This window comes from Methylobacterium sp. CM6241 (genome assembly GCF_054817845.1).
Window position 1 is genome coordinate 1,078,596 of the sequence record NZ_CM139246.1, and the last position, 24,749, is coordinate 1,103,344.

Consider the following 24,749-nt stretch of genomic DNA (forward strand, 5'->3'; position numbering starts at 1 on the left):
CGCGTCACTGGGGTGGAAACCTGCGCGTGCCGAACTGAGGAGCGCCCTCAGATTTTTCTGGCGATGCCCGAGTTCGCGTGGACACCCAGCTTAGGCTTGGGCGCGCGCCGCAGCTTGCGGCGCTCCAACCGGCGCGCGAGACGTCCGGCAAGCCGGTCTATCATCATGACGATGGCGCTGACGATGATGGCGAAGGCGCAGGCGCTCCCGATCAGGATACCGATGACGCCCGGTGTCGGGATCACCATGAGGCAGACGAGACCGAAAAGGGCCGTCAGGGGAACCCATTTTGCCATTTTGCAGACGGTCTCTCGGTATCGTCGGACCGACGTTGCCACACCTCCATAAAGACACTCTTAAACCAATGGCGAGCGTTGCAGAAAAGCCCGCCGGCCTTCCCTGTCGCGGGAAGGCCGGTTCGGATTCGCCTCAGCGGCGGTGGTGGTGGTGGCGGTAGTGGCGACGCGAATTCATGCGCGTCCGGTAGGCCCTGCGACCCGGATCGATCCCGAGCGCGCCGTTGACGGTCCCGACTGCGCCGCCGACCGCGCCACCCACGATGCCACCGATCGGTCCGCCGACCCGGTCACCCTCGGCCGCGCCGCGACGGACACCACCGGGAAGACCCTGGGCCTCGGCCGCGCCCGACAGCGCAAAGGCGGATAGGACGAGGGTGGCAGCAAGCAATGCCTTCTTCATGACGGCTTTCCTTCTCTTTCGTTCCTAAACCGGCCGCATGTTCGCGGCCGGTTCGGCTTCGAGCGTTCGGATCGGCACCGTCCTCGACAAGGACGGCGCGCCGTCACGCATAGACTGATAACGGCCGAGCTTCGAAAAGGTGGCATCGATCCCGCCGGGCGCTCGCGGTTCCATGGGGGGGCGGGTCCAGGAAGAGGAGATGAGAGGCGCATTGGGATGGCTTCAAGCGATTGCCCGTTGACTCTCGCACCGCTGCTGGTTTCTGCCGTCCGGCGCTGCTAGAAGCCGGGAATGCGCGTTCTTGACGTCCCGCGCGGCGCGAGCCGCCTTCGAATTACGAGCCCGGCCTCCGCCTGAAGGCCGCTGCGGCGGCCCGAGCGGGAGCCGGGAGGGCGGTCGCACCGCCTCCGTTCGCCGACATCGGCCCAATGCCGACCGTCTTGAAGATCAGCGCACCGTTTCGCAGAAGATTCCATGACCGATTCGACAGCCACCGACGCCGGCCTGCCCGCCCGCGACTATTCGCAGACCCTGTTCCTGCCCAAGACCGAGTTCCCCATGCGGGCCGGATTGCCGGTGCGCGAGCCTCACCTGCTGGAGCGTTGGGCCGCCATCGACCTGTATGGCCAGATCCGCGTGAAGGCGGCCGGCCGGCCGAAATTCGTGCTCCATGATGGGCCGCCCTATGCCAACGGCAACATCCATATCGGCACGGCGCTCAACAAGATCCTGAAGGACGTCATCGTCCGCAGCCAAGGCGCCCTCGGCTACGACGCCAATTACGTTCCGGGATGGGACTGCCACGGCCTGCCGATCGAGTGGAAGATCGAAGAACAGTACCGTGCCAAGGGTCGTAACAAAGACGACGTTCCGGTCATCGAGTTCCGCCAGGAGTGCCGGACATTCGCCGCGCATTGGCTCGACGTGCAGCGCGCCGAGTTCAAGCGCCTAGGCGTCACCGGCGATTGGGAGCACCCCTACGCGACCATGGCGTTTCCGGCGGAAGCCGCCATCGCCCGTGAACTCATGACCTTCGCCATGACCGGGCAGCTCTATCGCGGCTCGAAGCCGGTGATGTGGTCGGTGGTGGAAAAGACCGCCCTGGCCGAGGCCGAGGTCGAATACGAGGACCATGTCAGCGACACGATCTTCGCGGCGTTCCGGCTCACCGCAGGGGCGTCCGATGACCTGGCCGCTTCGCGGATCGTGATCTGGACCACGACCCCCTGGACGATGCCGGGCAACCGCGCCGTCGCTTATTCGAAGCGCGTCGCCTACGGGCTCTACCGAGTGACTCAGGCCGCCGAAGAGAACTGGGCCAAGACCGGCGACAGCTATATCCTGGCCGATAGCCTGGCCGCCGGGGTCTTTGCCTCTGCCCGCGTGGAGAAGTTCGAGCGTGTCAGGGACGTCACGGCCGCTGAGCTTGGCGGCCTCACCCTCTCGCATCCGCTCGCCGGGTACGTCCCCGGCTACGATTTCGCGGTACCCCTCCTCGACGGCGACCACGTCACCGACGAGGCCGGTACAGGCTTCGTCCATACGGCGCCGGGCCACGGCCGCGAGGATTTCGAGGTCTGGACAGCCAATGGCCGGGCCCTTGCCCAGCGCGGTATCGAGACCCGTATCCCCTACACCGTCGATGCCGACGGGGCGCTCACCGAAGAGGCGCCCGGTTTCACGGGAAAACTCGTTCTGACTCCGAAGGGCGACAAGGGAGACGCCAACAAGGCGGTCATCGCTGCATTGACGGAGGCAGGCTCCCTGGTCGCGCGCGGCACGCTCAAGCACAGCTATCCGCATTCCTGGCGCTCAAAGAAGCCGGTGATCTTCCGCAACACGCCGCAATGGTTCATCGCCCTCGATAGGCCGGTGGAGGCGCTGGGCGAGAAGACACTGCGCGACGTGGCGCTGAAGGCCATCGACGAGACACAATGGGTGCCCACCCAGGGCAAGAACCGCATCAACGGCATGGTCGCCAACCGCCCGGACTGGGTGGTGTCGCGCCAGCGCGCCTGGGGCGTGCCGATCACCGTCTTCGTCAAGCGGGGCACCAGTGAGGTCCTGCGCGACGAGGCGGTGAATGCCCGCATCGCGGCAGCCTTCAAGGCGGAAGGGGCGGATGCGTGGTTCACCGATGCCGACGGCGCTCGCTTCCTAGCCCCGGATTACGATCCGGCCGAGTACGAGAAGGTGACCGACGTCCTCGACGTGTGGTTCGATTCCGGCTCGACGCATGCTTTCGTGCTCGACGACCCTGAGATGTTTCCCGGCTTGTCGGGTGTCGTGCGTAAGCGCGACGGCGGCCTCGACACGGTGATGTATCTCGAAGGCTCCGATCAGCATCGCGGCTGGTTCCAGTCCTCGCTGCTCGAATCGAGCGGGACCAGGGGACGTGCGCCCTACGACATCGTCCTCACCCACGGGTTCGTCCTCGACCCGAAAGGGCTGAAGATGTCGAAATCCAAGGGTAACGTCGTGGCGCCGCAGAGCGTCATCAAGGATTCCGGTGCCGATATCCTTCGCCTCTGGGTCGCGGCCTCGGACTATGCCGACGACCTGCGCATCGGCCCCGAGATCATCAAGACTTTCGCCGAGACCTACCGCAAGCTGCGCAACTCGCTTCGCTGGATGCTCGGCTCGCTGGCGCATTTCGAGGCCGGTCCGGCCGTACCCCATGCCGAGCTGCCCGAACTCGAGCGGCTCATCCTGCATCGCCTCTGCGAGCTCGACGGCGAGATCCGCGAGGCCTACGCCAGCTTCGACACCAAGCGCGTGGTAGCCCTGCTCAACGGCTTCATGACCGGCGATCTCTCGGCCTTCTATTTCGACGTGAGAAAGGACGCGCTCTATTGCGACCCGATCTCGTCGCAGGTCCGCCGTGCCTCCCTGCAGGTGATCGACGAAACCTTCCGCCGGGTGACGATCTGGCTCGCGCCCGTGCTCGCCTTTACGGCGGAAGAGGCCTGGCTCGATCGCTACCCGTCCGCCGTCGGTTCGGTCCATCTCGAGACGCTGCCCGAAACCCCGACGTCCTGGCGCGACGACGCATTGGCTCAGCGCTGGCAGAAGATCCGCCGCGTCCGCCGGGTCGTCACCGGCGCCCTGGAAATCGAGCGCGCAGCTAAGCGCATCGGAGCGAGTCTCGAGGCGGCGCCGACCGTGTTCATCGCCGATCCCGACCTGCTCACGGCCCTCGACGGAATCGACTTCTCGGAAGTCTGCATCACCTCCGGCATCACCATTGAGGCGGGCGAGGGGCCGGCCGACGCTTTCCGGCTCGACGATGTGCGGGGCGTGGCGTTGGTCCCGGGGCTGGCCCAGGGACGCAAATGCGCCCGGTCGTGGCGGGTCTCGGAGACTGTCGGGTCCGATCCCGCCTATCCGGACGTGACGCCGCGCGATGCCCAGGCGTTGCGCGAGTGGGACGCCGTCCATGGCGGGGCGGGGGCGGCGTGATCCGAATGCGCCGGGCGGCCATCCCTCTTTTCCGGGGGAGGCCGGTCATGAAGCGACCGGAGGAGCGGGCGCCGTCTCCGAGCGACGCGGCGCGTCCCTCACCTGACCCAAGCTCAGGCGAGGGCCGACCTCGCTCGCGAGTGGGAAAGGGACGAGTGTGGCCATGACCTCCTTCCGCCTTGGCCTCGTCGTCCTCCTGACCACCCTCGTCCTCGATCAGGCTTCCAAGCTCTGGCTCTATTTCGGCACCGACCTGGTGCTGACGCAGCCCTGGCACCTGACCGCCTTCGTGGATTTCGTCGTCGTGTGGAATCGCGGGATTTCCTACGGCCTGTTCCAGCAGGATGGCGGCCTGGGTCGCTGGATCTTGGTGGCAGTCTCCGTGGCGGCCTCGATCGGGATGATCGCCTGGATGCGCCGTGCCTCGTCGGCACTCCTGGCCGCCGCCCTCGGCCTCATCGCGGGCGGGGCGATCGGCAACGCCATCGACCGTGCGGCCTACGGCGCGGTGTTCGACTTCGTCCACCTCCATGCAGGAGCATGGTCCTGGTACGTCTTCAACATCGCCGATGCGGCCATCGTCGCCGGTGTGGTCGGCCTCCTCATCGACAGCCTGATCCCGGTCCGGCGCCCTCGCGACGGGGCCTCGCCCGGCGAGGCCTGAAGATTCGCGTGGCTGTGTTCCATAAACCACAATGCGGATCCTTATCTCCGTGAGGCTGGTGCGCTGCGGTCAAGGCGCCATACGATCGCCTGAAACCGCCGTCAGGCCACGAGGGCAGGATCGGCATCGACCAACGAACGCCGGTGCCTTCCGGGCAGGCACGCATTCGAGCCGGCGCAATCTGCGAGCCGGCGTAATTTGGGGGCAGCATGATCGGGCATCGTGGGTTCATCCTGGGCCTTACCGGACTCCTCGCCGCGAGTGGCGCGCAGGCGCAGCAGGGCGTGTTCATGCGCGACACCCTGAGCAGCATGGGCCTGATCGAGGCCGATAAGCCGGCCATCACTTACCGTGAGCGGGCGCCCCTGGTGATGCCGCCCAAGCTCGACGGCAAGGCGCTGCCGCCGCCGCGCGCCGCCACCGCCACGCCGCAATGGCCCAAGGATCCCGAGATCGTTCAACGCGAGCGCGAACTCGCCGACGCGAGGAAGCCGATCTCCCGCGGGGCACAGGGGCGGATGGACGACAACAACATGACGCTCTCGCTCGACGAGATGCGCGGCGGTCGCCGTGCCGACGCGAGCGTGCGTACCGAGCCGGGTCGTCCCGAAAGCGACGGTGCTTCGTCTTCGATCTGGAGCCCCTTCGACATTTTCGGCAAGCGCGAGGAGAAGGCTGAGCCGATTCTCGTCGAGCCCGATCGCGATACGCTGACCGATCCGCCGAACGGATACCGCAAGGCTCCGAAGGCGGTCGCCCGGAACAACAGCGACCCGATCAACAATCCCTCGCGCGAGCGTGAAGAAGCCGATCCGGGTGCCTACATCCGGGGACGTTAGGCGCGTTCGAATCTCGGACCTGCCTGGTCCGGCTCTTCGAGAGGGCGAGGGTAACGCCCGGCCGGTGTCGGTACGGGATTTGCCCTGACTTCGTTCCTCGGGCTCACGGCATCCGAGGAGTGCGCAAGAGGCATTGCGCTCATGACGGGCGGTCACGTGTGGCCGCCGTATCAAGGAAAAAACGATGCATCTGCTGCGGAAGGATACGCCCGGGTTCTCGCTCAACCACCGCTACGGCCATGCGGGCCGGGCCGAGGCCGCGCCCTTCGGCCGGTCCGAGGCAGGTGGTCCCGAAGTCTCCGCCTTCGCCCTCGATAACGGCCTCGACGTCGTGGTGGTGCCCGATCACCGCGCCCCGGTGGTGACCCACATGGTGTGGTACCGCAACGGTTCTGCCGATGATCCGATCGGACAGTCCGGCATCGCGCATTTCCTCGAACACCTCATGTTCAAGGGCACCGAGAAGCATCCGGTCGGCGCGTTCTCGCAGGCCGTCTCCGGCCTCGGCGGGCAGGAGAACGCCTTCACCTCCTACGATTACACCGCCTATTTCCAGCGCGTCGCCCGCGACCATCTCAAGACCATGATGGAGTTCGAGGCCGACCGCATGACCGGTCTCGTCCTCGAAGATTCCGTCGTGGCGCCCGAGCGCGACGTGGTGCTGGAAGAGCGCCGCATGCGGGTCGAGACCGATCCGTCGGCGCAGCTCTCGGAGGCCATGGCTGCCTCGCTGTTCGTGCATCACCCCTACGGCACACCGATCATCGGCTGGATGCACGAGATCGAGGATCTCAACCGCACCCACGCTTTGGATTACTACAACCGCTTCTACACCCCCGAGAATGCGATCCTCGTCGTCGCCGGCGACGTGACGCCCGATGAGGTCCGCCGCCTTGCCGACGATACCTACGGCCTCGTGACGCCGCGCGGATCGCGACCGGTGCGGGTCCGCGCCAAGGAGCCGGAGCCCCGCGCCCTGCGCCGCCTCAGCGTCGCCGATCCGAAGGTGGAGCAGCCGACCCTGCAGCGCCTCTACCTCACCCCGTCCTGCATGACCGCCCGCGACGGCGAGTGCCATGCCCTGGAACTCCTGGCCGAGGTGATGGGCGGCGGCTCGACCTCGTTCCTCTACCGCAAGCTGGTGATGGAACTCGGCGTCGCCGTGAATGCCGGTGCCTGGTACATGGGCTCGGCCATCGATGACACCCGCTTCTCGGTCTACGCCATCCCGGCCGAGGGCGTCAGCCTGGAGCGGCTGGAGGAGGAGGTCGACCGCGTCCTGCGCCGCGTTCCCTCCGAAGCGCTGGGCCCGGAGGCGATCGAGCGGGCCAAGACCCGGCTCGTGGCCGAAACAGTCTATTCTTCCGACAGCCAATCCTCGCTGGCCCGCATCTACGGCTCGGCCCTCGCGATTGGCGAGAGCATCGAGGAGGTCCGTCGCTGGCCCTCGGATATCGAGGGGGTCACGCAGGCCCGGCTCGCCGCCGTCGCAGAGCGCTACCTGATCCCCGCCCGCTCCGTGACCGGATACCTGACGAAGACGCGCGATCCCGACGCGGCCGCTGCGTGAGGCGAGCCCTCGCGCGATCCCGCTGATGCCGGCCCGGGCGCCCAGAAAAAGAATGAGGTTCTCATGAACTCGGTCGAAGCCAATCTGGTCGATACCACCGCCCGCGGCGCGGACGCTCCCACGGTGGCGCTTCCGGTGGCCGCCGCCGCCGGGATCGAAGCCTGGCACGTGGAATCGCCCGTGGTGCCGATGATTGCCCTGGCATTCACCTTTGAGGGCGGTGCCGCGCAGGATCCCGAGGGCAAGGGCGGCGTCGCCCAGATGCTGGCCCGCCTCCTCGACGAGGGCGCAGGCGATCTCTCCTCCGACGCCTTCCAGGAGCGTCTGGCCGCGCGGGCCATCGAATTGTCGTTCCATGCCGGCGCCGATGCGGTCGGCGGCTCCCTGAAGATGCTGGTCAAGCACGCCGACGAGGCCATCGATCTCCTGGCCCTCGCGCTGGCCAGGCCGCGCTTCGACGCCGACGCCATCGAGCGGGTCCGTGCCCAGACCCTCGCCGGCCTGCGCTACCAGCAGAACGATCCGGGCGTGATGGCCTCACGCCGTTTCTTCGCCGAGGCCTATGCGGGCCATCCTTATGCCCGGCCGTCCTCCGGCACCCCGGAGAGCATCGCGGCCATCACCCGTGACGACCTCGTGGCGATGCATCGGCAACTCATCGGCCGCGGTGGACTCAAGGTGGCCGCCGTCGGCGCCATCGATTCCGACCGTCTGGCCGATGCCCTCAACCGCGCTTTCGGCGTGCTCGACGAGGCCGGACCGTTGAATGCCGTGCCGCAGACGCAGGTCGGCCAGCTCGGTCGCCGCGTCGTCGTCGATATCGACGTGCCGCAATCGGTCCTGCGCTTCGGCATGGGCGGCGTGCCGTGGAAGGACCCGGATTTCATCCCCGCCTATGTGCTCAACCATATTCTGGGCGGCGGCTCTTTCACTTCACGCCTGTTCCAGGAAGTGCGCGAGAAGCGGGGACTGGCCTATTCCGTGGGCACCTCCCTCGTCAGCCACCGCGCCAGCGCCATGACCTGGGGCTACACGGCCACCAAGAACGAGCGCGTCGGTGAAGCCCTGTCGGTGATCGGCGACGAGATCGGCCGGCTCATCAGCGACGGTCCGTCCGACGAGGAGCTACAGAAGGCCAAGGATTATCTCACCGGCTCCTATGCGCTCGGCTTCGACACCTCGACCAAGATCGCGCATCAGCTCGTGCAGATCTCCTTCGAAGGGCTGGGGATGGATTACTTCGCCCGCCGCAACGAAATGGTGACGAACGTAACCCAGGCGGATATCCGCCGCGCCGGCGCTCGCACCTTCGCCGACGGCAGGATGCTCGTTGTGGCGGCGGGGCGGCCCACCGATTTCCTGTAGGATTCGCATGCCTCGCGGCGTGTCGGCCGAGCCCCGGATCGGGTGCCTTTCGCGCCCCACGCATCGGGGGACGTCACCGTCCTGCCAAGTCTACCTGATTCTGCCCGCCGTCGCGTCGGCACGACCGTTGCCAGGACCGATCACGTCCTGCATTCAGGACGGGTGATGGCCTTCGGGGCTTCGGGGAGAGTAGGGATGACGCGTTTCGTTCGAATTCTGCCGGGTCTGGCATTCGGCCTCATGGCCGGTCCCGCCCTGGCGCATACCGGGCAGGGCGATGCATCGGGGCTCGCCCATGGCTTCCTCCATCCGCTCACCGGCCTCGACCATATGCTCGCCATGGTGGCGGTGGGCCTCGTCGCCGCGCAGGTCGGCGGCCGCGCGATCCTTCTCGTCCCGCTGTCGTTCATCGGCATGATGGTGGTGGGCGGCGCGCTCGGTGCGTCCGGTGTGGCGCTTCCGCATGTGGAGACCGCCATCGCCTTGTCCGTCGCCGTGCTCGGTGCCGCCGTCGCCCTGCGCCTGACGATGCCGGTCGCGGCCGCCATGGCGCTCGTGGGCGTCTTCGCAGTGTTCCACGGCCATGCCCACGGTGCCGAGATGCCGGAGGCGGCCTCGGGCCTCGCCTACGGCGCCGGCTTCGTCGCTGCCACCGCCCTGCTCCACGCCGTGGGTCTCGGTCTCGGCCTCGGCATGGGCCGCCTCGGTGAGCAGAATGGCCGTCCGGCGCTACGTGTCGCCGGCGCAGCCTTCGCGGCCGCCGGTCTCGGCCTCCTGGCCGGCGCTTTCTGAAAGCGTAGCCCTACAGCCTTCGCGCCAGGGCTTCGGCTTTGGCGCGGGCCTCGTCACGGGATTGCCGGTCGAGATCGGCTCCCATCAATCCCATCTCGACCGCGATCTGGTGGACGTCGGTGATGCCGACCATGCGCAGCCAGGTGGCCATGTAGGTCGATTGGTGGTCGTAGATCTCGGCCGGGAAATCCGTGCCGATGGCGACGCCGCGCGCATTGATGACGACGGCCGTGGTGTCGAGCATCCCGTTCTGGCCGCGCTCGTCGAAGGTGAAGAGAAGGTCTTTCTGGGAGACCAGATCGAACAAGTGCTTGAGCTTGTAGGGGATGGTGTAGTTCCACATCGGCACCGCGAACAGGATCAGGTCCGCCGCCCGAAACCTGTCCGCAAGGGCGCGGATCGCCACCCAGGCCTCCTCCTGCGCGGGGCTCAAGGTTTCGCCCGCCAGGGCCGCGTACTTGCCCGCCAGCGCTTCCCCGTCGAAGTCCGGAAGCGCCATGTTCCAGACATCGAGCATGTCCACTTTGCCCTCCGGATGCGTCGCACGCCAGGCATCCAGGAAGGCGCTGGCGACCTCGATCGACGCCGAGCGTTCCTTGCGCGGTGACGCTTCGACGTAGAGCAGGTGGAGCATGCGGGAACTCCGATGGTCGGTGAGCGAGGGATCTATCGCGCATTCCGCCCCGGCCTAGGGGCACGCTCCCTTCGCGGATGGTACGCAGGGGCATCGCATTCCGGCGTCGGATGACCCATGTCAGCGTTCCCTCGTCATTCGAAGGACAGGCTGATGCACCTCACCGGACTTCATCACCTCACCGCCATCACCGCGCGGGCCGCCGACAATGCGGCCTTCTACACGCGGAGCCTCGGGCTGAGGCTCGTGAAGAAGACGGTGAATCAGGACGATGTCTCGGCCTACCACCTGTTCTACGCCGACGGCGTCGCCGCACCCGGCACCGACATGACCTTCTTCGACTGGCCGGCGCCACCCGAGCGCCGGGGCACCGACAGCATCGTCCGGACGGCGTTCCGCGTCTCGGGGGAGGGCACGATCGCCTGGTGGCGCGAGCATCTCGCGCGAGACGGCGTGATCCACGAGGAGCCCGTCCTGCGCGACGGTCGCCTCACCCTGGATTTCGAGGATCGGGAAGGCCAGCGCCTGATGCTGGTGGATGACGGTAGCGCGGGAGATGCCCATCCCTGGCCCGCCAGCCCGGTGCCGGTAGAGCGGCAGATCCGTGGTCTGGGGCCGATCCGTCTGAGCCTTGCGCGGATCGAGGCGACCGAGGCGGTTCTGGCCGACGTGCTGGGGATGAGCCAGTCCCGCACCTATGAATTGCCGGAAGGCGAAGTCCGCGTCTGGCAGATGGGGGACGGTGGCGCCGGTGCCGAGCTTCACCTCATCGCCCAACCCGACCTGCCGCCCGCACGCCAGGGAGCGGGGGCGGTCCACCACGTCGCCTTCCGCGTCCCCGATGCGGACTACGCAGGTTGGGCCGACAGGCTGAAACAGCGCCGCATGCCTTCCAGCGGCCCGGTGGACCGCTACTATTTCAAAAGCCTGTACTTCCGCGAGCCCAACGGCATCCTGTTCGAGATCGCCACCGACGGTCCGGGCTTCACCGCCGACGAGCCGCTGGAGACCCTGGGCGAGCGCCTGTCCTTGCCGCCCTTCCTCGAAGGACGCCGCGCCGAGATCGAAGCCGGGCTGAAGCCCCTCTGACCGCAAGACGACTACCCCGAGCAGGTTCGGCATGAGACGATCCCCGACGCGGACCGGTTTCGGCTACTCAAGTTCAACAGAAATGGTCGCCGGTTCTGCGTCCTCGAACCTGTGACCGTTCAGAGGCCAGAGCGAGGTGAAGCTTTGGCTGGCCAATGCGAACTACTTACGTCAGACGACGAAACCGGGAACGGGCGTCGATTGCCCGCGCCGCCGTCATTTTTCGCCCGAACCAAGTCACCAGCACTCACTTTGTCAGCGTGATTCTGTTCGAGGGAAGCAACGAATGGATGGCTCTGCGCGTCCGCTCCATCAGATCGACAAGCATCCGCAACGCTCAGCGATGATTACCAAACCTCCCAAATCAACTCCATCAAGCTGATCGGTCCAGCTCTGTCGGCGATCCTGGCAGGTTACCGACGGCTATATCACACCGGTGAGCACGATCCCCCTTTTCCCGGAAGGGCCGTGTCTCGAGTCGGGGGGCAAGATCCCGGCGGAAAAAGCATCGAGCTATCGATTTAGTCTAATTTATCTGAGTAATTCTATCAAAAACAGTACTCGCCTGAAAAGGCGATCGAATTAAGAAATATTTAGCCCGTATTGGCGATAACGCACATCGGAGGCGAAACCTCCCGTCGGCAAGAGCAGTGAAAAGGCCTCCGACATTCTCCCATCCCATCGGAACTCAGGCTGAACGATGTTCAAGTTGTCGATCGCGAAGAAATTGGGGTTTTTCTCAGGCCTTGGCATTCTAATGGCGGTCGGATTGGTCGCCAACCAGTGGATGGGAAACCAGCGGATCACGAGCTCTATCGAAGCCGTCGGCCGAGAGCAGACGATCCTCGACGGCATCAAGAACGCGCAGCTCGGCCTGTCCCAAATTCAGGTCGCCTTCCGCGACGCGCGCCTGTCCGAAACGGAAGAGGCCTACAAGGAGGCCGTCGGCCGTATCAGGACGAGCTTCGATTCAGCCCATGAGGGCCTCAAGGCACCGATCCGTATCGCCCTGAAGCCCGACGTCCTCAAGGACATCGATGCTGGGCTGTCGCAGTTCACGGAACTCGCCCTCAAGTCGGCAGCCACCATTACGTACGACCAGGGTCGCAAGAGGATCGACGAGGCGGCCCTGACGTCGACGGGGGAACAGCGGAACGGTGTTCGCAAGAAGGCCCTCGTCGCCATCGAGCAATCGCTGTCCAATGCGCAGCGCTTCACGGACGAGGCGCGGCTGTCGTCGACCGGTGCCGTGGAAACCGCCACCCTTCTGGGCCTCGTGATCGGTGGTGTAGCGATCCTCCTTCAGGCCGGCTCGGCCCTCTTCTCGATGATCACGGTCGCCCGGCCGATACGCGGAATGACGGACGCGATGAACCGGCTGGCAGCAGGCGATGTCGAGGTCGCGATCCCGGATCGGACGCGCACGGACGAGCTCGGCGCCATGGCGTCGGCGGTGCAGGTGTTCAAGGACGGCATGATCCGCAACCGCGCCCTCGAGACGGAAACCGAGCGCCTGCGCCTCGTCGCGGAGACGGAGCGCAAGTCCGGAATGCATAGCCTCGCCGACGAGTTCGAGGCGGCGGTCGGCGGGATCGTGAGCATGGTGTCCGCCGCGGCCACCGAAATGCAGGCTACCGCCTCGCAGTTGACGGCCTCCGCCGAGGAGACGTCGGCACAGTCCAGCGCGGTTCTGTCGGCCGCCGAGGAAGCTTCGGCCAACGTCACCGCCGTGGCCGGTTCGGCCGAGCAGCTCGGCGCCTCGGTGGCGGAGATCGGTCGTCAGGTCGCACGTTCGGCGGACATGACCGCCGCCGCCGTCCGTGAGGCGGAGCAGACCGCACTGGCGGTGTCGGAACTTCGCGAGGTCGCCGCCAGCATCGGCGATGTCGTGAACCTCATCTCCAACCTCGCCGGTCAGACCAATCTCCTCGCTCTCAACGCGACGATCGAAGCTGCGCGGGCCGGAGAAGCGGGCCGGGGCTTCGCGGTGGTGGCCTCCGAGGTGAAGGAGCTCGCGAACCAGACCGCCAAGGCGACGACGGAGATCTCCGCGAAGATCGGGGCGATCCAATCCTCCACCCGCCAGGCAGCCAGCGCCATCGACGGGATCTCCTCGACCATCCACGGGATCGACGAGACGGCCGCCGCCATCTCCGCATCGGTCGCGCAGCAGGATTCCGCGACTCGGGAGATCGCGGGCTCGGTGGCACAAGCCTCGATCGGCACCGGCGAGGTCAGCGCCAACATCACCGGCGTTGCCCGTGCGGCGCAGGAGACCGGCGCCGGCGCCAGCCAAGTGTTCACCGCCTCGTCGGAACTCGCACGGCAGGCGGAGCGGCTGAGCGCGGAAGTGCAGAAGTTCCTGCATACGGTGCGCGCCGCCTGAACCGAGGGCCGATCGCACTTCTCCGGTCGAGGACTATCAGCGCCGCCCGCCTCTCGATGAGGCGGGCGGCATGCGTCGCGATGCAGCCCGCTGCCTTGGGCGGACACTCTCCCTCCCTCCCGGTGAGGGCACGGGAGCCCCGCGAATGCCCCTTCCCACCCGCGTTCCCGCAAGATCTTGAGAAGGAATCGAGACGAGGTCGCATCGCCCGAGGCATCGCCGCCCTCAAGTAAGAGCAATTCCAGACAGTTGGCGGTTTCGCTGCCTGCGCGCCTGCTATGCCTTGACGGGCGTGCCGCAGGTGCGAGAAGACCCGGCTGAAGGCCGAGATTCGCAAGCGAAGTTTGAGACGGACCCGTCGATGAGCAAGTTCAACGAGGAGCGTGTACTGAGTGTCCATCACTGGACCGACACGCTGTTCTCCTTCCGCACCACCCGTGACCCCGCGTTCCGCTTCCGCAACGGCGAGTTCGTGATGATGGGAATCGAGGTCGAGGGCCGTCCGCTGCTGCGCGCCTACAGCGTGGTCTCGGCCAATTACGAGGAAGAGCTCGAGTTCTTCTCGATCAAGGTCGAGAACGGCCCGCTCACCTCCCGGCTGCAGCACCTCAAGGTCGGGGACCCGATCATCGTCGGCAAGAAGCCCACCGGGACGCTGGTGCTCGACAATTTGATGCCGGGCAAGAACCTCTATCTCCTCGGCACCGGCACCGGCCTCGCGCCGTTCATGTCGATCATCAAGGACCCGGAGACCTACGAGCGCTTCGAGAAGGTCGTTCTCGTCCATGGTTGCCGACAGGTCTCGGAACTCGCCTATGGCGAGACGATCACGCAGGACCTGCCCAACCACGAGTTCCTCGGCGAGGTCATCTCCGCCGGCCTGATCTATTACCCCACGGTCACCCGCGAGCCCTTCCGCAACCGTGGCCGGATCACCGACCTGATGACCTCCGGCAAGCTGTTCGAGGATATCGGCCTGCCGCCGATGTCGGTGGAGAACGACCGGTTCATGCTGTGCGGCTCGCCGGACATGATCCGCGACACCCGCGAGATGCTGACCAGCGGCGGTTACGTGGAAGGCAACCATGGTGAGGCCGGCCACTACGTCATCGAGAAGGCTTTCGTCGAGAAGTGACGTGCGCGCCGTCTTCGTCGCCGGCGCCGGCACCGAGATCGGCAAGACCTACGTCACCGCGTCCCTGACGCGTGCCCTGCGCGCGCAGGACTGCGCCGTTTCGACCCTGAAGCCTCTGGCGAGCGGTGTCCCGCCCTTCGGCGATCCGGCATTTCGTGAGAGCGACACGGCGATCCTGCTGGACGCACAGGGGATGCCGCTGACGGCCGAGACGGTGGAGGCCTGCTCGCCCTGGCGTTTTGCCGCGCCGCTCAGCCCCGATCTCGCCGCCGCCCGCGAAGGGAGGAGCCTGAGCCTTTTCGAGCTCGTGAGCTGGTGCGAGGCCCGGCTCCAGGGGGGCGCCCCGGAGACGATCATCGTCATCGAAGGCGTCGGCGGCCTGATGAGCCCGGTGACGTCGGAGGCGACGGGCCTCGACTGGCTCAAGGCCCTGGCCCTGCCGACGATCCTCGTCTCCGGCAGCTATCTCGGGGCGATCAGCCATGCGCTGACGGCGGCGGAGACCCTGCGCTGCCACGGCCAGCGGCTGCTCGCCGTCGTCGTCTGCGAAAGCCTCGGCGCTCCTACGTCGCCGGAGACGGTCGCCGACGCCATCGCCCGCCATGTGCCGGTTCCGGTCGTCTGCATCGCCCGCGACGGCGAGTGCCCGGAGGCTCTGGCGCGGCTGGTACAGGCCGGCTCGTTAAACCTTACCGCCTGACGACAGCGCCAGCGTTCCGGAAATGGCGAGTCTGTCTCGTCCCGCCGGGGATTCGCCCAGGGACCGCGCACGATGTCGTCACTTGTGCGATCCGGGGCCATACACCATGGACGGCCCGTCCGTTACCCTTAGGTTCGATAGACTTGGGTTCGATCCGGCGGATGCCAGCGTCTTCGGCTTGTCCGTGCAAGGAGTACTCCATTGGCCCACCAGGAAACGGCTCATGGAGCGCCGACGGACGCGCGCGTCGCGCCCCGTGCCAGTCTGCCCCTCCTGCTCGGAGCGCTCGGCATCGTCTACGGCGATATCGGAACGAGCCCCCTCTACGCGTTCAAGGAGGCCGTGCGGGCGGCGAGCGGAGGCGGCCCACCGGCCGCCATCGCGGTCGTCGGCGCGGTATCGCTGATCTTCTGGGCGCTGATCCTCATCGTCTCGCTGAAATACGCGGTGCTGATCCTGCGGGCCGACAACCGGGGGGAGGGCGGCATCGTCGCCATGCTGGCGCTGCTCGGCGCTCGCCATGCAAAGCCGGGCACGCGGCAGGCCGCGCTCCTCGTCGTCGGCCTCATCGGCGCGGCCCTGCTCTACGGTGACGGCGCGATCACCCCGGCAATCTCGGTGCTGAGCGCCGTGGAAGGCCTCAAAGTGGCGGCCCCCGGGCTCGATCACCTCGTCCTGCCGATCACGATTGTGATCCTGGTCGGGCTGTTCCTGGTCCAGAGCAAGGGCGTCGCCTTCATCGGCCGCATCTTCGGCCCGGTAATGGTGGTGTGGTTCATCGTCCTCGCGTTGCTGGGCCTCGGCGGCATCTGGCACGCGCCTCAGATCCTCGGCGCTCTCAACCCCTGGCGCGCGGTGGATTTCCTCGTCCATGCGGGCTGGCATGTCAGCTTCGCCATGCTGGGCGCGGCCTTCCTCGCCGTCACCGGCGGCGAAGCGATGTATGCCGATCTCGGCCATTTCGGCGCCAGACCCATCCGCATCGCCTGGTTCGGCCTCGTCCTGCCGGCCCTCGTCATCCATTATTTCGGCCAGGGCGGGCTTCTGCTGGTGGAGCCCGACGCGATCGAGAACCCGTTCTACCGCCTGAGCCCGGACTGGGCCTATTATCCGCTGATCGCGCTGGCGACGCTGGCCACCGTCATCGCCTCGCAGGCCATCGTCTCGGGCGTGTTCTCGCTCACCCAGCAGTCGATCCAGCTCGGATTCCTGCCGCCCATGCGGGTGATCCACACGGCACGCGAGGAGCGCGGGCAGATCTACGTCCCGGTGATCAATTGGCTGATGGCGGCCGCGACACTCACGGCCGTCCTCACCTTCGGCTCATCCGACAAGCTGGCCGGTGCCTACGGCATCGCCGTGTCGTCGCTCATGGCGATCACCACCCTGCTCGCCGCCCTCGTGGCGTTGAAATGGGGCTACAACCCCGTCGCGGTCTTCGCGGTCAACGGCTTCTTCCTCGCCATCGACGTCGTCTTCCTCGGTGCCAACAGCGTGAAGCTGTTCGAGGGCGGCTGGTTTCCCCTGGTGCTGGCCGGCTTCGTCGCCTTCCTGATGCTGACCTGGCGCAAGGGAAACATCCTGGTGGAGGAGGCCCGCGCGACGTTGCGGCAGCCCGAGGCGGAGTTCATCGAGCAGCTGCGCCGCAAGCCGCCGATCACCCTGCCGGGCAACGCGGCCTTCCTGTCCTCGGCCACGAGCGGGATTCCACTCCACCTGTCGCGCTTCGTCGAGCGTAGCCATGCCCTGCACAAGCGCATCCTGCTCGTCACTGCGCTCTACGAGGAGGCGCCGAGCGTGCCGCGGACCGAGCGCGCCGAGGTGACCGAGATCACCCCGGATATCTTCCGCCTCGTCCTGCATTACGGCTTCATGGAGGACGCCTCGATTCCCGACGGGCTACGATGCGCCGTCGAATGCGGGACCCTGCCGAAGGAGTTCCTCGACGACCTGACGATCTTCATCGGCCACGAGACCATCATTCCGAAGAGCGACCAGCGCGGCATGGCGACATGGCGTGAGACCATCTTCGCCTTCCTCCTGCGCAACGCCGAGGCCACCGGCGCGCAGTTCTGCATCCCCACCCGCCAGCTCGTGGAGGTCGGCACCGAGATCGAGATCTGACTATTCGGCGTCGGGGCTGCGCGGCATCCGCGCCGCCACGCATTCGCGCATGGCATCCTCGATCTTCGCCGCCTTGGCGTTGCCGTAGGCGGCGACGTCATCGATGCATTTCAGGAAGTACCCGGCGGTGAAGCTTTCGCTGATGCTGTTGAACGACTTGCCGAGACGTGAGGCGATCTGCATCCAGTCCATGGCCGTGCCTTTGGTCCATTCCGTCAGCGGGTCGTTCATCGACAAAGCCTGCGCCGGGGCGGAGACCAGAAGTGCCATCGCCACGAGGACGGCACGGGCAACTTTCTCGTCGAACATCTCGCATCCTCCCATCGGTTGTACCGGCTGAACACCGTGCTTTCGACGCCGGTTTTTCGGGGCAGTTAGCGAAATTTTCTTGTTCAGGCAATAATCTCAAGTCATGCGCTCAAGCTCAAACAGGTTTGTTTATAAGTACTTATTATATAACCTGCTTTGCTCCTCCGATATCCTCCGCCTGCGCTGGCCGCTGCTGAAGCGTTGCCGCCAATCCGGTCCTCCCCACGCCACCCTCACGTGAGTTACCCCCGCCGCCCTTGCATCCTGCCTCACGGCACCGCACAGACCAGATGGCGTTCTTCTCATCTATCCAGCCGGTCGCAGGACCATCTTCCATGACCGATGTCTCACCCGCCCTGGCCTTGCGTCTGCGTCAGCAGGCCCTGCTCTCGGATTTCGGCGTCGAGGCCCTGCGTGCCACCGAGCTGTTGCCCTTGCTGCATCGCGCCGTCGAGCTCTGCGCGGAAGGCATGAAGGCCGAGTTCTGCAAGGCTCTGGAATATTCCAGAGAGCAGGATTGCCTGCTGATCTGCGCCGGTGTCGGCTGGAAGGACGATGTCGTCGGCAAGGCCATCATAGGGGCCGATCTGGCATCCCCGGCGGGTTACGCCTTGAAGACCGGCCAGCCGGTCATCTCCAATCATCTTCAGGTCGAGACCCGGTTTCGCACGCCGCAGATCATGGCCGATCACGGCATCAAGCGGGCCATCAACGTGCTCATCGCCAACCGCGACGGGCATTATGGGGTGCTCGAAGTGGACGACACCCGCGAGGGCAAGTTCGAGGAGGCGGACATCGCCTTCATGCAGGGCTTCGCCAATCTTCTCGGCGGCGCCATCGAGCGTCAGCGCGGCGAGGCGCGGCTGAAGGCGGCCCTGGAACGGCAGGACCTCCTGTCCCGCGAGATGAGCCACCGGGTCAAGAACAGCCTCGCGGTGGTCGCCGGGTTCCTGGCCCTGCAGGCTCGCGGCTCGGACGACGAGAAGGTGAAGGAAGCCCTGGTCGATGCGCGCACCCGCGTCGAGGCCGTGGCCGCGGTTCACGATCAGCTTTGGCGCCAGCCGACCCTCGGCGCCATCGACGTCTCGGGCTTCCTGGAAGCGCTCTGCGGCAAGCTCCAGGAGAGCGCCCGGCGCAACGTCATTCGCTGCGAAGCGGTCCGTCTCGACATTCCGGCCGATCTCGCGATTCCGCTTGGGCTCTTCGTGAACGAGCTCGTCACCAACGCGATCAAATACGCCTATCCCGACGGAGAGGGTGAAATCCGGGTCACCGCCCGTCCGCATGAGGAGGGGGGCCTCGTCATCGGCGTCGCCGACGATGGCGCCGGTCTGCCGGACGGGTTCGACCCGACCCAGGCCCGGAGCGCGAGCCTCGGCATGCGCATCATCAACAATCTCGGCCGCCAACTCGGCGGTCCGCTCACCGTGGCGCCCGATGTGAAGGGCGCGCATTTCTCCCTCAGGATGGTCCTGCCATCATAGGGAACGCGAACGACGCTTACCCACCATAGCCCCGTCACGAGCGATCGTGACGGGGCATCGGGGGCAAGTCGTCTGAAGGCAGGTGGTCCCCGGACGGTTTTCCGAGGAGGTCTTTCCCGAGTACGGGCCGCAAGGCCCCGTCTTCACACCAGTCCGAGCTTCTGGGCGAGGCCGATGCGCTGGAGCTTACCGGTCGCGCCTTTGGGGATCTCCTCGAGGAAGATGATCTTGGCCGGCACCTTGAACGGGGCGAGGCGCTCCGAGGCGAAGCCGCGCAGCTCCTTCTCCGACAGGACGTCATGGCCCTCGCGCAGGACGATGGCGGCGACCACATCCTCGCCGAGCTTGTCGTGCGGCATCGCGAAGGTGATGCATTGCGACACGGCCGGGTGGTCCATCAGGATCTCGTCCACCTCGCGCGGGGAGATCTTCTCGCCGCCGCGATTGATGATCTCCTTCAGGCGTCCGGTGATCGAGAGATATCCCTCCGGCGAAAGCGTGCCCTGGTCGCCGGTGCGGAACCAGCCCTGCTTGGTGAAGGCGTCGGCATTGGCCTTCTCGTTGTTCTCGTAGCCTGCCATCACGTTGTCGCCGCGGATCACGATCTCGCCGGTCTCGCCGGCGGGCAGCGGCTCGCCATCCTCGTCGACGATGGCGATCTCGGGGCCGGCGGCGATGCCCACCGAGCCGGCATAATGCGGCCGGGGCGGCAGCGGGTTCGAGGCCATCTGGTGGGCGGCCTCGGTCATGCCGTAGGCTTCCAGCAGCGGCGCGCCGAACACGTCCTCGATCTCCTTCATCACCTGCGGCGGCATCGAGGAGGAGGAGGAGCGGATGAAGCGCAGCGGGTTGGCCGCGATGATTTCCTTGTTGCGAGCCGCGCGACCGAGGATCGCCTGGTGCATCGTCGGCACCGCCGTGTACCAGGTCGGGCGAACCTCACTCATCCAGCCGAAGAACTTCAGGGCGTTGAAGCCCGGGGTGCAGCACACCTGACCTCCGGCCGAGAGCGGCGCCAGGATGCCGGCGATCAGACCGTGGATGTGGAACAGCGGCATGATGTTGAGCCCGCGATCCTCGGCCGTGAAGGCGAGGGTGGTGCGGATGTTGCGGGCCGAGGCGCAGACGTTCGACTGTTTCAGCGGGACGATCTTCGGGCGCGACGTGGTGCCCGACGTGTGGAGCACGAGGCCGATATCGTCGGGATGGGCCGGGCCGCCATTGGCGGCCGGCGTCACGGTTCCGGCGGGGAAGGCAAGGGTGAAGCTGCCCGCGCCCTGTCCAGGCGTCGGGGTGAGACGCACCACCGGCACGCCGAGCTTCTCGGCCACCGCGACAGCCGGGCTCTGCGAGCCTTCCGCCGCCACCAGCAGCTTGGCGTTGAGATCGGTCAGGTAGAACTCGAACTCGTCGGCCTTGTAGGCAGGGTTCAGCGGCGCCGAGGTGGTGCCCGCCGCGATGGCGATGAAGGCGGCGGCCATTTCCGGGCCGTTGTCGAGCACGATGGCGACCCGGTCGCCACGGCCGATGCCCTGCGCGTTGAGAGAAGCGATCGTTCTCTCCGTGAGCGCCCGCAGGGCTCCGAAAGTCAGGGGAACGCCGCCGGGGCTCGACAGGGCGGTGGCCTCGTCGGCGCCCGCCTGGATCAGCGCGTGCAGGGTGGTTGCGGTCTCGGCCATGGTAGCTGTGTCCTCATCGTCAGTTGCCTTCGGGGAGGAGAAGGCGGTCCGCCGCATGGGGAGCGGCACATGTTCACGCGGATCGGCGGTCGCGGGCGACCGCCGGGGAAACGGTGGTCAGGCCGTCGCGATGGACAGGCGCCCCTGCGCCCGTTCGAGGCTCTGGGACAGCAGCCGCATCAGGGCATAGACGGTGCCGATATGCGGGGTCGGGGTGTCGGTGAGACGACCGAGTTCGATGATCGAGCCGACGAGGGCTTCGAGTTCGATCGGCCGCCCGGCCTCCACGTCCTGCAGCATCGAGGTCTTGTGCGCGCCGACCTTCTCGGCCCCGGCGATGCGCCGCTCGATCCCGAGCTTGAAGGTGATGCCGAGCTTGTTCGCGATGGTCTCCGCCTCGCGCATCATGTCGGCGGCGAGCGCCCGCGTCTCCGGGAACTGGCAGATATCCACCAGGGTCGCGTGCGAGAGCGCCGAGATCGGGTTGAAGCTGAGATTGCCCCAGAGCTTGAGCCAGATCTCCGCGCGGATGTCGCTGGTGACGGGCGCGCGGAAGCCCGCCTTGATCAGGAGCTGAGCCAGGGCCTGGACCCGCGGGCTCATGGAGCCGTCGAGTTCGCCGAGACCGAAACGGTGGCCCTCGATCACCTGGACCACGCCGGGCTCGGTGAGGACGGCCGCCGGATAGACCACCGAGCCGATCACATGCTTCGGGTCGAGATACTCGGCGATGAGCCGGCCCGGATCGGCGGTTTCCAAATGCGTCCCGGCGAGTTCGCCGCCATGGCCACCCGAAAAATACCACCACGGGATGCCGTTCTGCATGGTCACGACGATGGTATCGGGGCCGATGAGGTGGTGCAGATCGGCCGCGATCGGCCCGACCTGATGCGCCTTCACGGTGAGGAGCACCACGTCGTGGACGCCGGCCTCCTCCATGGACTTGGTGGCCTTGAGGTTCTTCACGTGGATCTCGGAGCCGTTCTCCTCGATCAGGCGCATGCCGTTGGAGCGGATGGCATCGAGATTGGCCCCGCGTGCGATGAAGGTGACGTCCTCGCCGATATTCGCGAGGCGAACCCCCAGAAATCCGCCGATGGCGCCTGCGCCGACGATCGCGATGCTCATGCTGGTATCCTCATTGTCCGGATGTCGTGTCGGTCTGGTCTGTGCGGCTCAGGAGAAGCGGTTCGACAGGATTCCGATCCCCTCGATCTCCACCTCGACCGTGGCGCCTTTCGGGATTGGGCCGGAACCGTTGGAGGTGCCGCAGGCGATGACGTCGCCGGGCTCCAGCGTCATGCCCCGCGAGATCATGGCGACGATCTCGTGTGGGCGGAAGATCATGTCCGAGAGGGGATAGGTCTGGCGCTCGCGCCCGTTCACCCGCACCTTCACCGAGAGCGCCTCGGGGTCGAGATCGGTGGCGATGGCCGGGCCGAAGGGACCGAACCCGTCCAGTCCCTTGGAGCGCGTCCATTGGGCGAAGCTCGGATCGGCCTTCAGGATCTCCAGCGCGGTCACGTCGTTCACGCAGGTGTAACCGAAGATGTGGTCGGCCGCCTCGTCCGGTGTGAGGTCGCGCGCGCTCCGGCCGGCGACCTTGCCGATGACGATGCCGAGCTCGCCCTCGAACAGGATACGACCGGCGCAATCCGGCACCGCGATCTCGGCGCCGCTCGGGCGATAGGTGTTGGCCGGCTTCAGCAGGAACAGCGGAGCGACCGGAGGGGTCAGCCCCTGTTTCTCGGCCATGGCGGAGAAGTTGTTCCACAGGGCGATGACCTTGCTCGGCCGGCAGGGCAGGTCGAGGACCACCTCGGCGAGAGGCAGGACCTCTCCCGTGGCCCGGGGCGCGTCGAACAGGTCGCCCTCGTGGACAGTGACTTGCTCTCCGTCGAGGCGGCCGAAACCGGCGCGTCCGTCGTGACGATATCCGATCCAGCGGGCCATGGTTCAGATGCTCCGGGCAACGATACGGGCACGCCAGGGCTTCAGCAGCACGATGGCGAGGAGGGATGCGAGGATGTTGGCGCCTGCGGCGACGAGGAAGACGCCGTCCCAGCTGGTGGTGGCCTGCTGGAGGTAGTTGGCGACCGGGACCAGGAGGGCGGCGGTGCCTTTGGCGGTGTAGAGCAGGCCGGCATTGGTGGCGGCGAACTTGGTGCCGAACGTGTCGGTGCAGGTGGAGGGGAAGAGGGAGTAGATCTCGCCCCAGGCGAAGAACACGAAGCCGGAGAGCAGGACGAACCACAGCGGGTCGTGGCCCCAGAGGTAGAGCATGTAGATGCCGAAGCCTTCCATGGCGAAGGCGATGAACATGGTGTTCTCGCGGCCGATCTTGTCGGAGACCCATCCGAAGAACGGGCGGGTCAGGCCGTTGAGCACGCGATCGATGGTGGCCGCGAAGGTGATGGCCACCATGGTGATGCCCATGATGGTGACCGGCACCTTGTCGACGCCGATATCGGAGGCGATGGGCTTGAGGTTGGCGGTGATCATCAGGCCGCCGGCGCCGACGATGACGAACATGAAGTACATGAGCCAGAAGATCGGCTGGCGGGCGACTTCGCCGGGGGTGTAGTTGCGCCGGGTCTGGATGATGTTGGCGTTGGCCACGACCTCCGGCACCTGGCCCTTCTTGGGCGAGGTGAAGAAGAAGGCGAGCGCGCAGACGACGAGGCCCTGGCCGATGCCGAAGTTGAAGAAGGCGGCCTGGAAACCGTGGTCGGCGATCATCCACTGGATCGGGGCGACGGTCAGCGCCGAGCCGGCGCCGAAGCCGGCGGCGATGATGCCGGCGGCCAGCCCCCGCTTGTCGGGGAACCACTTCAGGGCCGAGCCGACGCAGGTACCGTAGACGGCGCCGGCGCCGATGCCGGCGACGACCTGGCCGAGATAGAACATGTTGAGCGAGGCGGCGTAGGAGTTGATGACCCAGCCGATGCCGCAGAGCGCGCCGCCGAACAGCACGACCACGCGCGGGCCGTACTTGTCCACGAACCAGCCCTCGATCGGGACCAGCCAGGTCTCGAACAGCACGAACAGGGTGAAGGCCCACTGGATCGCCGCCCGGTCGAAGCCGAACTTCTTCTGGATGTCGGGGACGAAGAACGTCCAGCCGTATTGCAGGTTGGCGATCATCACCATGCAGATCACGCCGATCACCAGCTGACCCCAGCGCCCGAAAGGCGGTGCGGACGCCGTGCCCAGGGTCGGATGGGTGGTCCCGCCCGAACGTGGGATGGCGGCGCGAACGGTCATGACCGTCTTCCTCGGTGTCTCGTCTGTTGTTTGCCGAGTTCTAGCCGGGAATATTTTGAATTCAAGAAACTTTGCTGGCAATGGCGTCGCAAGCCGAAACAAAAAATTTGGATCACGCGTATAAAAAATTCAAACTCTTGCTGCGGAGGCCTTTAACTTCACGTCAGTGCTCAGCTGCGGAGTTCCTCACCCGGATCAGTCGGGAATCGTACAATTCCACGGCCTCGAATCGGAACATTTCAGCAATTGTTATCGTTCGGCCTTCGACTTCGCGGTGCCCGGCGCATGCCGCGTCCCGGCCTCCCCGAGCGATCATGAGGATCATTTCGATGAGCAGCACCACCGACAAGATCAAGGGTCTCGCCAACGAAGCCGTCGGCAACATCAAGCAGGGTGTCGGCTCGGCCACGGGCAACGAGAAGCTGCAGGCCGAAGGCAAGGCGCAGGAACTGAAGGGTGAAGCCCAGAAGACTGTGGGAGACGCCAAGGACGGGATCAAGGGCGCGGCTCAGAGCGCCGCCGACGCCGTCAAGAAGATCTGACGATCCGGCCCGATG

21 protein-coding genes are annotated in these 24,749 nt (G+C 66.3%); 13 read left to right on the plus strand and 8 right to left on the minus strand.

The genetic code is table 11. The features are described from left to right. Window positions 1-47 precede the first annotated feature (47 nt). Together ACYQR9_RS05015 and ACYQR9_RS05020 are read right to left on the minus strand one after the other, a co-directional pair. Window positions 48-296, minus strand: a complete 249-nt coding sequence (locus ACYQR9_RS05015) for a hypothetical protein (RefSeq protein ID WP_461228890.1) — start codon at window positions 294-296, stop codon at window positions 48-50. 133 nt (window positions 297-429) lie between these two features. Next, window positions 430-699, minus strand: coding sequence for a hypothetical protein (locus ACYQR9_RS05020; RefSeq protein WP_056423171.1), 270 nt, complete (start codon window positions 697-699; stop codon window positions 430-432). Between the two features lie 474 nt (window positions 700-1,173). On the opposite strand from ACYQR9_RS05020, the gene ileS reads away from it, so the two are divergent. The 6 genes from ileS (at window position 1,174) to ACYQR9_RS05050 (ending at window position 9,388) form a co-directional block, all read left to right on the plus strand. Continuing rightward, the gene (gene ileS, locus ACYQR9_RS05025; protein WP_461228891.1) at window positions 1,174-4,158 is read left to right on the plus strand and encodes an isoleucine--tRNA ligase; all 2,985 of its coding nucleotides are present in this window, start codon (window positions 1,174-1,176) and stop codon (window positions 4,156-4,158) included. A 163-nt stretch (window positions 4,159-4,321) separates the two neighbouring features. Further along, complete coding sequence (gene lspA / locus ACYQR9_RS05030; RefSeq protein WP_056423178.1) at window positions 4,322-4,822, plus strand: signal peptidase II; 501 nt, start codon at window positions 4,322-4,324, stop codon at window positions 4,820-4,822. Window positions 4,823-5,031: 209 nt separating this feature from the next. After that, a complete protein-coding gene (locus tag ACYQR9_RS05035) occupies window positions 5,032-5,661 on the plus strand; it encodes a hypothetical protein (RefSeq protein ID WP_207413047.1) in 630 nt (209 codons plus the stop codon). A gap of 184 nt (window positions 5,662-5,845) precedes the next feature. Further along, on the plus strand, window positions 5,846-7,231 hold the full coding sequence (locus ACYQR9_RS05040; RefSeq protein ID WP_461228892.1) for a M16 family metallopeptidase: 1,386 nt from the start codon (window positions 5,846-5,848) through the stop codon (window positions 7,229-7,231). Between the two features lie 63 nt (window positions 7,232-7,294). Continuing rightward, window positions 7,295-8,596 carry a M16 family metallopeptidase gene (locus ACYQR9_RS05045; RefSeq protein ID WP_461228893.1) on the plus strand — a complete coding sequence of 434 codons (1,302 nt, stop codon included), beginning with the start codon at window positions 7,295-7,297 and terminating at the stop codon, window positions 8,594-8,596. A 195-nt stretch (window positions 8,597-8,791) separates the two neighbouring features. Beyond that, the gene (locus ACYQR9_RS05050; protein ID WP_461228894.1) at window positions 8,792-9,388 is read left to right on the plus strand and encodes a HupE/UreJ family protein; all 597 of its coding nucleotides are present in this window, start codon (window positions 8,792-8,794) and stop codon (window positions 9,386-9,388) included. A 10-nt stretch (window positions 9,389-9,398) separates the two neighbouring features. Here the strand turns inward: ACYQR9_RS05050 and ACYQR9_RS05055 are convergent, their stop codons facing one another. After that, entirely contained in the window at window positions 9,399-10,022 is a 624-nt protein-coding gene (locus ACYQR9_RS05055; protein ID WP_461228895.1) for an FMN-dependent NADH-azoreductase, read from the minus strand. Window positions 10,023-10,175: 153 nt separating this feature from the next. Here ACYQR9_RS05055 and ACYQR9_RS05060 point away from each other — a divergent pair, with 153 nt between their 5' ends. From ACYQR9_RS05060 to ACYQR9_RS05080, 5 genes are all read left to right on the plus strand, one after another. After that, window positions 10,176-11,111 carry a ring-cleaving dioxygenase gene (locus ACYQR9_RS05060; RefSeq protein ID WP_461229735.1) on the plus strand — a complete coding sequence of 312 codons (936 nt, stop codon included), beginning with the start codon at window positions 10,176-10,178 and terminating at the stop codon, window positions 11,109-11,111. A 757-nt stretch (window positions 11,112-11,868) separates the two neighbouring features. Continuing rightward, window positions 11,869-13,497 carry a methyl-accepting chemotaxis protein gene (locus tag ACYQR9_RS05065; RefSeq protein ID WP_461228896.1) on the plus strand — a complete coding sequence of 543 codons (1,629 nt, stop codon included), beginning with the start codon at window positions 11,869-11,871 and terminating at the stop codon, window positions 13,495-13,497. Between the two features lie 361 nt (window positions 13,498-13,858). After that, on the plus strand, window positions 13,859-14,632 hold the full coding sequence (locus ACYQR9_RS05070) for a ferredoxin--NADP reductase (protein WP_056454539.1): 774 nt from the start codon (window positions 13,859-13,861) through the stop codon (window positions 14,630-14,632). A 1-nt stretch (window position 14,633) separates the two neighbouring features. Continuing rightward, complete coding sequence (gene bioD, locus ACYQR9_RS05075) at window positions 14,634-15,332, plus strand: dethiobiotin synthase (RefSeq protein WP_461228897.1); 699 nt, start codon at window positions 14,634-14,636, stop codon at window positions 15,330-15,332. Between the two features lie 264 nt (window positions 15,333-15,596). Then, window positions 15,597-17,456 carry a potassium transporter Kup gene (locus tag ACYQR9_RS05080; RefSeq protein WP_461229736.1) on the plus strand — a complete coding sequence of 620 codons (1,860 nt, stop codon included), beginning with the start codon at window positions 15,597-15,599 and terminating at the stop codon, window positions 17,454-17,456. On the opposite strand, the gene ACYQR9_RS05085 is transcribed toward ACYQR9_RS05080, so the two are convergent. Then, the gene (locus ACYQR9_RS05085) at window positions 17,457-17,765 is read right to left on the minus strand and encodes a hypothetical protein (RefSeq protein ID WP_461228898.1); all 309 of its coding nucleotides are present in this window, start codon (window positions 17,763-17,765) and stop codon (window positions 17,457-17,459) included. A 335-nt stretch (window positions 17,766-18,100) separates the two neighbouring features. Between ACYQR9_RS05085 and ACYQR9_RS05090 the strand changes: the two genes are divergently transcribed. Next, window positions 18,101-19,249: a sensor histidine kinase gene (locus ACYQR9_RS05090; protein ID WP_056430889.1), complete on the plus strand. Its 1,149-nt coding sequence runs from the start codon at window positions 18,101-18,103 to the stop codon at window positions 19,247-19,249. A gap of 143 nt (window positions 19,250-19,392) precedes the next feature. On the opposite strand, the gene ACYQR9_RS05095 is transcribed toward ACYQR9_RS05090, so the two are convergent. The 4 genes from ACYQR9_RS05095 to oxlT all read right to left on the minus strand — a co-directional run bounded on the left by ACYQR9_RS05095 (window position 19,393) and on the right by oxlT (window position 24,192). Continuing rightward, window positions 19,393-20,928: an acyl--CoA ligase gene (locus tag ACYQR9_RS05095; protein ID WP_461228899.1), complete on the minus strand. Its 1,536-nt coding sequence runs from the start codon at window positions 20,926-20,928 to the stop codon at window positions 19,393-19,395. Between the two features lie 117 nt (window positions 20,929-21,045). After that, window positions 21,046-22,056 (minus strand): ketopantoate reductase family protein, encoded by a 1,011-nt coding sequence (locus ACYQR9_RS05100; protein WP_056430895.1) that lies wholly within the window; start codon window positions 22,054-22,056, stop codon window positions 21,046-21,048. Between the two features lie 48 nt (window positions 22,057-22,104). Further along, entirely contained in the window at window positions 22,105-22,881 is a 777-nt protein-coding gene (locus ACYQR9_RS05105) for a fumarylacetoacetate hydrolase family protein (RefSeq protein ID WP_461228900.1), read from the minus strand. A gap of 3 nt (window positions 22,882-22,884) precedes the next feature. Then, the gene (gene oxlT / locus ACYQR9_RS05110; RefSeq protein ID WP_461228901.1) at window positions 22,885-24,192 is read right to left on the minus strand and encodes an oxalate/formate MFS antiporter; all 1,308 of its coding nucleotides are present in this window, start codon (window positions 24,190-24,192) and stop codon (window positions 22,885-22,887) included. A 329-nt stretch (window positions 24,193-24,521) separates the two neighbouring features. On the opposite strand from oxlT, the gene ACYQR9_RS05115 reads away from it, so the two are divergent. Continuing rightward, a complete protein-coding gene (locus tag ACYQR9_RS05115; RefSeq protein WP_056251411.1) occupies window positions 24,522-24,734 on the plus strand; it encodes a CsbD family protein in 213 nt (70 codons plus the stop codon). Window positions 24,735-24,749 lie beyond the last annotated feature (15 nt).

Coding starts and splice junctions, on each gene's coding strand:
- ACYQR9_RS05015 (WP_461228890.1), bottom strand. CDS start 296: ATGGCAAAATGGGTTCCCCTGACGGCCCTTTTCGGTCTCGTCTGCCTC.
- ACYQR9_RS05020 (WP_056423171.1), bottom strand. CDS start 699: ATGAAGAAGGCATTGCTTGCTGCCACCCTCGTCCTATCCGCCTTTGCG.
- ileS (WP_461228891.1), top strand. CDS start 1,174: ATGACCGATTCGACAGCCACCGACGCCGGCCTGCCCGCCCGCGACTAT.
- lspA (WP_056423178.1), top strand. CDS start 4,322: ATGACCTCCTTCCGCCTTGGCCTCGTCGTCCTCCTGACCACCCTCGTC.
- ACYQR9_RS05035 (WP_207413047.1), top strand. CDS start 5,032: ATGATCGGGCATCGTGGGTTCATCCTGGGCCTTACCGGACTCCTCGCC.
- ACYQR9_RS05040 (WP_461228892.1), top strand. CDS start 5,846: ATGCATCTGCTGCGGAAGGATACGCCCGGGTTCTCGCTCAACCACCGC.
- ACYQR9_RS05045 (WP_461228893.1), top strand. CDS start 7,295: ATGAACTCGGTCGAAGCCAATCTGGTCGATACCACCGCCCGCGGCGCG.
- ACYQR9_RS05050 (WP_461228894.1), top strand. CDS start 8,792: ATGACGCGTTTCGTTCGAATTCTGCCGGGTCTGGCATTCGGCCTCATG.
- ACYQR9_RS05055 (WP_461228895.1), bottom strand. CDS start 10,022: ATGCTCCACCTGCTCTACGTCGAAGCGTCACCGCGCAAGGAACGCTCG.
- ACYQR9_RS05060 (WP_461229735.1), top strand. CDS start 10,176: ATGCACCTCACCGGACTTCATCACCTCACCGCCATCACCGCGCGGGCC.
- ACYQR9_RS05065 (WP_461228896.1), top strand. CDS start 11,869: ATGGCGGTCGGATTGGTCGCCAACCAGTGGATGGGAAACCAGCGGATC.
- ACYQR9_RS05070 (WP_056454539.1), top strand. CDS start 13,859: ATGAGCAAGTTCAACGAGGAGCGTGTACTGAGTGTCCATCACTGGACC.
- ACYQR9_RS05085 (WP_461228898.1), bottom strand. CDS start 17,765: ATGTTCGACGAGAAAGTTGCCCGTGCCGTCCTCGTGGCGATGGCACTT.
- ACYQR9_RS05090 (WP_056430889.1), top strand. CDS start 18,101: ATGACCGATGTCTCACCCGCCCTGGCCTTGCGTCTGCGTCAGCAGGCC.
- ACYQR9_RS05095 (WP_461228899.1), bottom strand. CDS start 20,928: ATGGCCGAGACCGCAACCACCCTGCACGCGCTGATCCAGGCGGGCGCC.
- ACYQR9_RS05100 (WP_056430895.1), bottom strand. CDS start 22,056: ATGAGCATCGCGATCGTCGGCGCAGGCGCCATCGGCGGATTTCTGGGG.
- ACYQR9_RS05105 (WP_461228900.1), bottom strand. CDS start 22,881: ATGGCCCGCTGGATCGGATATCGTCACGACGGACGCGCCGGTTTCGGC.
- oxlT (WP_461228901.1), bottom strand. CDS start 24,192: ATGACCGTTCGCGCCGCCATCCCACGTTCGGGCGGGACCACCCATCCG.
- ACYQR9_RS05115 (WP_056251411.1), top strand. CDS start 24,522: ATGAGCAGCACCACCGACAAGATCAAGGGTCTCGCCAACGAAGCCGTC.